We start from the raw sequence: 4,619 nt of genomic DNA, 5'->3' as shown, positions 1-4,619 counted from the left end.
CCCCTCAGCATCATCTCCCGCGCCCCTTCGGCCCAGCGTCCCTCCACCCCCCAGAGCGGCCGATCTCCGAGATTCAGAAAAAGAAAGAGGATTACGCCGGCCGCAAGAAGAAGCGCCAGTTTCGTTTCTCTTTTCATTTGGCCCCAAATATAACATGGGTTTTGAGATACCAGGAAAGACCGGCCTTAAGGGCCAGAAGGAAGAGCCCCCAGAGGATCAGGAACCGAAGGGAAAGAGGTCTTTCCCTCCGGAGCCCTACGGTCATAAGGACAAAGGGGGGAAAGAGGGGAAGGATGTAAAGGGGAAGCCGGGATTTGGCCAGAAAAAATACCACCAGGGGAAAGGCATACCACATGGCCACCACCCGGTTAAAAAGCGAGGCCCGGAAGAAATCCGGAAGCCGCGGAAGATCGCGAAAAAAGTAAAGGGCTCCCGGAAGGGCTCCCAGGGTAAGAAGGGGCAAATAAATATAAAAAGGGGCATACCAGGCACTGTTCCGGTGATAATAATTGTGAAAAAGACGTCCGGTAACCTGTTCCTGCAGAAAGATCCGCCAGAATTCGGGAAAACGATTCTGGATATAGATATACCAGGGAAGGGCCACCAGGGAGAAGAGAAGCAATCCCGGGATAAGGCCCCGCCAGTCCTTCCGCGCCACCCATCCGTACCAAAGAAAGGGCACCATAACCGGGAGGGTGGCGGTGCCCTTGGTCATAAAGGCCAAACCCCAGAAGATCCAGCAGAGGAATGACCCCCGGAAGAAGGCCCAGGCGGCAAGCACCTCCCACATCACCAGAAGGGTATCCGGGGTCACGATGTTGGCGGCGGCAAAGGGCGTAAGGGTGAGGGCGTAGAGGAGCCCGGCCAGCCAGCCCGGGTCTCCGAAAAGACGCACCCCTATGGCGGAAAGGGCCGCCGCGGTTATCGCCAGGGCCAAGGCATTGGGGAAACGTGCTCCCCAGGGGTTCTCCCCCAGAAGCTTCTCCCCTGCGGCGACGGCCCAATAGATAAGGGGCGGTTTGGTGAGATGCGGATGCCCCTTAAAGTAAGGGACCAGATATTCACCCCGGTGAAGCATCTCCCGGGCGATCACCGGGTAGCGGTGTTCGTCGCGCCCCATAAAAGGGCGGACCCCCTGAAACCAGAGGCCCAGGAAAAGGGCCAGCGCAAAGACCTTGAGGATATTCTTCGACAAAGGTTAGCACCTCATTCGGAATTGGCTCAACTCTTAAGGATTTTTCTTTGAGGAAAAATGAAAGAAAGCTTAAAATGTTTTAAGCTTTTGGCAAGCTCCGATTAAGAAGGGCCTATTACGGAGGGGTTATGCGGAAGATCCTGGTGGTGGAGGACGATCGGAATCTCCTGGAGTTCATCTCCCGGGGGCTCCGGGAGGCGGGGTTTTCGGTGGAGGAGGCCCCGGACACCTTCACCGCCCTGGAGGTCCTTACCGGAACCGAGGTGGATCTCCTGATCCTGGATCTCATGCTTCCGGACATGGACGGCTTTGATTTCCTGGCCCGGGTGCGCAAACGCTGGCCCCGTCTCCCCATCCTGATCCTGAGTGCCCGAAGCTCGGTGGAGGATCGGGTCCGGGGGCTGGAACTGGGAAGCGACGACTATCTCACCAAGCCCTTCTCCTTTGCCGAACTCCTGGCCCGGGTAAAGGCCCTTCTTCGTCGGGCCTCTCCCGCGGCGGAACCCGAGGAGGTGCTGCGGGCCGGGCCCCTCACCATGGACCTCCGGCGGCGGGAGGTGCGCATGGAGGGCCGCCCGGTGGATCTTTCCCCCAAGGAGTTCGCCCTTCTGGAGTATCTCCTGCGCAACCGGGGTCGGGTGCTCACCAAGATCCAGATCCTGGAAAGGATCTGGGGGTATCATTTCTCCCCGGAATCCAATATCGTGGAGGTCTATATCTGTCGCCTGCGGGAAAAACTGGGACTCAAAAAGGGGAAACGACCCACCATCCGCACCATCCGGGAGGTGGGTTATATCCTTACGGATGAAACTTAAACCGACCCTTCGATCGCTGGCCTTTCGTTTAAGCCTTTCTTATGCCCTCCTCTTTTTCATCGGGCTGGTCCTGCTCCTGGCCCTGGTTCATCTCATCCTGAGCCAGCGTCTCCTTCAAAACCAGGATCGCGACCTGCGGGAGGATATCTCCGAGGTCCTTTCCCTTTATCGCGAAAAAGGCCTTCCGGGGCTAAGGGCCCTGGCTATGGCCGAGGTTCAGGAAGAGGGCCCGGAGAATTATTTTTTCCGGCTCCGGGACCCGGAGGGACGGGTAATCTTTACCACCGGCGCGGAACGGTTCTCCCACCTGCCCTGGCCCCGGGAGGAGACCCCCGGCCCCCGTTTCCTCCTCTTCCGCCTTCCCTCCGGGGTGCGGGTGCGAGGGGTGGTCTTTCGGGCCGGGCCCTACCGGGTGGAAATGGCCGTTCCCCTGCGTTTCGAGAGTCGGGCTCTCCGGGAGGTCCACCGGGCCTTTATCTGGGGCGGAGGCCTGGTGCTCCTCCTGAGCCTTCCCCTGGGGTTCCTCCTTTCACGACGTTCCCTGCGCCAGATCCTGGCCATGGAAAAGGTGGCCCGGGAGATCATGGAAAACCGCGACTTTTCGCGCCGGGTCCCCCTCTCCGGGCGTGGAGACGAAGCCGACCGCCTGGCCGAATCGCTGAATGCCCTGCTGCGACAACTGGAGGTCTATCTCCGGGAGCTCCTCCAGATCTCGGACAATCTGGCCCATGACTTCAAAAACCTTCTGGCCCATCTGCGACTTCTGGCCGAAAGGGCTCTGGAAAAAGAGGGAGTGGAACGGGAGGAGTTAATCGTGACCATTCTTTACGAAAGCGACCGTTTCCTGCATCTCCTGGATACCCTGCTTGATCTCTCCGAGGCCGAAACCGGACTCATCCGGCTACACCGGGAACGCTTTCCGGCGAAAGACCTCCTCGCCGAGATCCGCCAGGTCTTCGAACCCCTGGCCGCGGAAAAGGGCCTCCGTTTCGAGGTCTATGAACCGGAAGCCTCTCTCGAACTTACCGGAGACCGGGCCCGGCTCCTTCAGGCTCTCTTCAATCTGGTGGATAATGCCTTTAAATACACCCCTCCGGGAGGACGGGTGGCCATCCGGATGTCCAGGGAGAACGGAAACCTCAGGATCAGTGTGGAGGACACCGGCCCGGGAATCCCCCCGGAGGAGATTCCCCGGATCTTTGAGAGGTTCTATACCGGGAAAAAGACCCGGGGCCGGGGGCTGGGACTGGCCCTGGTGCGGGCCTATGTGGAGGCCCACGGAGGTAAAGTAGAGGTGGAAAGCCGACCCGGACAGGGCTCGGTGTTCTATATAGTACTACCTCAGACATCATCAGTCGAAATACCCCATCCGACAAGAAAAACAGGATTAAAAATTTTTAATTTATTTTCAATTTTTCTCTAATATGTATCGGTTAAAATTTTTCCTAAACTTTTGCATCAAAGGAGGTTGTCATGATAGAGAAAACAAGTCAAAACAAGGGGGTAGGATTCCTGATTGTTTTGCTTATAGGCTTATCAGTTGCCCTAAAAGTTTCATGGGCGAAGCAGAATAAGAAATATAAATCGTTAAACAATGCAACGATAAGAGCAAAAAATTGTCTGCTCCCTGTCTCACTGGAAAATAAAATCGAGAAAAAAGCTGTCCTCAAGAACCTCTACTGTAAACTCAGGGAAAACACCCTGATCATCAAAGGAAAAGTTCACAACCTCTCCCATACCGTACTCTCCGGGGTGGAGGTGGAAGCGGCCCTGGTGGATGCCGGGAATGCGATTCTGGCCCGACAGGATGTCCTTACCGTGCCAGAAATCCTGAGGAGTAAACGGCACAAGTTCGGCTACTTTACCATCAAGCTGCCTTATTCCTCGAAGGCCAGGAAAATTATTCTCAAGATTACCGCCGAGAGACAAGAAGTTGAGGAAGATTAAACTTTTATTCCAATCTCGTCCTGACAGCTAACCATGAAAAAATATTGGAAGTTTTGGATCTTAGTTTTCTTTGTGCTTTCGGGCTGTGCGGTCTATCATCCTTTGCCTCTTGACCGGAAGGCGGAGGAGGCGGTCCTTAAAGGCCCGGATACCGAAGCTCTGGAAATAGAGGTCTCTCGGATAAAACATCCCCTTCTCAAGCCCGTAGAGTTCGATCTAAAGGACGGACTCTCTCCGGATGAGGCCGCCATTTTGGCCGTGGTGGCCAATCCCGAGCTCCGGGCGGTAAGGGACGAAAAGAAGATAGCCTCCGCCCAGTTACTTCAGGCCGGCCTCCTTCCCAACCCTCAGCTTGCGCTAAGCTATGAGGTCCCCACGGCAGGGGTGACTTCCGGAACGGTAAATGCCTACAGTCTTCAGCTTGACTGGGAGATAACCGCCTTACTTACCAGGGGGGCCAGGGTTTCTTCGGCCAGGGCGGAAAAGGCCGCGGTTGATCTCAACGTAGCCTGGAAGGAATGGCAGGTAGCCGAGGCCGCTAAACTTCACGCCTTGCGTCTACTCTGGGCCGAAAGGAAGGTAGCCCTTTTACGAGAGGCCGAACGGGAGCTAAAGAGGAACCTTGCCTTGGTCGAAAGGGCCGTCTCCCTTGGAGAAAAGAC

Annotated in this window: 5 protein-coding genes; 4 read left to right on the top strand and 1 reads right to left on the bottom strand. The window is 56.4% G+C overall.

Features of this window, described 5'->3' with window-relative positions; genetic code table 11:
• Window positions 1-133: 133 nt before the first annotated feature.
• Window positions 134-1,195, bottom strand: a complete 1,062-nt coding sequence (locus F8J34_RS08890) for a glycosyltransferase family 39 protein (protein ID WP_297058525.1) — start codon at window positions 1,193-1,195, stop codon at window positions 134-136.
• 128 nt (window positions 1,196-1,323) lie between these two features.
• Here F8J34_RS08890 and F8J34_RS08885 point away from each other — a divergent pair, with 128 nt between their 5' ends.
• The 4 genes from F8J34_RS08885 to F8J34_RS08870 all read left to right on the top strand — a co-directional run.
• Window positions 1,324-2,010, top strand: a complete 687-nt coding sequence (locus F8J34_RS08885; RefSeq protein ID WP_297058522.1) for a response regulator transcription factor — start codon at window positions 1,324-1,326, stop codon at window positions 2,008-2,010.
• Complete coding sequence (locus tag F8J34_RS08880) at window positions 2,000-3,433, top strand: HAMP domain-containing sensor histidine kinase (protein ID WP_297058520.1); 1,434 nt, start codon at window positions 2,000-2,002, stop codon at window positions 3,431-3,433. The genes F8J34_RS08885 and F8J34_RS08880 overlap by 11 nt, the downstream gene beginning before the upstream one ends.
• Before the next feature lie 50 nt (window positions 3,434-3,483).
• Window positions 3,484-3,957 carry a hypothetical protein gene (locus tag F8J34_RS08875; protein ID WP_297058517.1) on the top strand — a complete coding sequence of 158 codons (474 nt, stop codon included), beginning with the start codon at window positions 3,484-3,486 and terminating at the stop codon, window positions 3,955-3,957.
• Between the two features lie 33 nt (window positions 3,958-3,990).
• Window positions 3,991-4,619, top strand: a 629-nt coding sequence (locus F8J34_RS08870) for a TolC family protein (RefSeq protein ID WP_297058515.1), incomplete at its 3' end; no start/stop codon positions are given.

Origin of the sequence: Thermosulfurimonas sp. (assembly GCF_015491435.1) — a bacterium.
Classification (GTDB): Bacteria; Desulfobacterota; Thermodesulfobacteria; order Thermodesulfobacteriales; family Thermodesulfobacteriaceae; genus Thermosulfurimonas_A.
This window is presented reverse-complemented; position numbering and strand designations above follow the sequence as displayed.

Bases quoted from the DNA above. Each gene is read 5' to 3' on its own strand.
- F8J34_RS08885 (WP_297058522.1), top strand. From the start codon at position 1,324: ATGCGGAAGATCCTGGTGGTGGAGGACGATCGGAATCTCCTGGAGTTC.
- F8J34_RS08880 (WP_297058520.1), top strand. From the start codon at position 2,000: ATGAAACTTAAACCGACCCTTCGATCGCTGGCCTTTCGTTTAAGCCTT.
- F8J34_RS08875 (WP_297058517.1), top strand. From the start codon at position 3,484: ATGATAGAGAAAACAAGTCAAAACAAGGGGGTAGGATTCCTGATTGTT.